The sequence below is a fragment of the Arthrobacter sp. 10N418 genome, assembly GCF_056394725.1.
On record NZ_JBFTIK010000067.1, the window covers coordinates 1 to 771 of the forward strand.

The window sequence follows — 771 nt, forward strand, 5'->3', positions numbered from 1 at the left end:
CCGCTGCGGACCGGCGGGTGGAGTACGTCCCGGACCGGGACGGCATGGCGTGGCTTTCGGCCTATCTCACGGCCGAGACCGCGGCGGGGATCTGGGAACGGTCCACCGCGGCCGCCCGTGCCCTGCAGGGCCCGGGCGAGGCCAGGACCGTGACCCAGCTCCGCGCCGACATCACCGCCACCTGGCTCCTCACCAGCGGAACAGCCGACGGTACCGGCGCCGGTACCGGTCCGGGTGCGGGGATGGTTGGGGGCGGGTGCGGGGGTGTTCCGTTGCCTCGGGCGCAGGTCCTGGTCACCGTCCCGGTCCTGTCCCTGCTGGGCGCCACCGGGGAACCGGCCGTCCTGGACGGGCACGGGCCGATCCCGCCGTCGATGGCCCGCCGTCTGATTGCCGGCGGCGCCGATTCCTTCTACCGGGTCCTGACGGATCCCCGGGACGGGGCGCCGCTGGAAATCGGCCGGACCAGTTACCGGCTTACGAAGGCCCAGCGGCACTGGCTGCGGCTGCGCGATGGCAGGTGTCCGTTCCCGGGCTGCAGCAACCATTCCCTGGATAACGAAGCAGACCACCTCCTGGCCTGGGCCGACGGAGGCACCACGGGTATTTCGAACCTGGGCCAGCCGTGCCGCAAACACCACCGCCTCAAACACGGCTCGGCGTGGACACCCACCGGGGCGGGCAAGGACAACCCGCCGGGGTGGATTTCACCGACGGGCCGGTACTACGCGAGCGAACACCAGGACTGGGAACCACCCCACTGGCCGGACC

The 771-nt window shown here is 72.0% G+C and carries 1 protein-coding gene; it reads left to right on the plus strand.

The window, feature by feature from the left end:
• A partial coding sequence (locus AC1DCZ_RS19340; protein ID WP_476976009.1) for an HNH endonuclease signature motif containing protein occupies window positions 1-771 on the plus strand: 771 nt, incomplete at both ends.